1 rRNA gene is annotated in these 270 nt (G+C 56.3%); it reads left to right on the forward strand.

Annotated features, from left to right (window positions below):
- A 23S ribosomal RNA gene (locus ARTB_RS21475) occupies positions 1-270 on the forward strand; the annotation flags it as partial.

Consider the following 270-nt stretch of genomic DNA (forward strand, 5'->3'; position numbering starts at 1 on the left):
GGTTGGCTTAGAAGCAGCCATCCTTAAAAGAGTGCGTAATAGCTCACTGGTCAAGTGATTCCGCGCCGACAATGTAGCGGGGCTCAAGTACACCGCCGAAGTTGTGGATTTCAGACAATAGCCAAGCTGCCCCCTTGTGGGGTTGGTTCAGGCGTCTGGAGTGGTAGGGGAGCGTCGTGTGGGCAGTGAAGTCGCGGTGGAAACCAGCGGTGGAGCCTACACGAGTGAGAATGCAGGCATGAGTAGCGAAAGACGGGTGAGAAACCCGTC

Source organism: Arthrobacter humicola (genome assembly GCF_022803015.1).
In the GTDB taxonomy this organism is placed as follows: Bacteria; Actinomycetota; Actinomycetes; order Actinomycetales; family Micrococcaceae; genus Arthrobacter; species Arthrobacter humicola_A.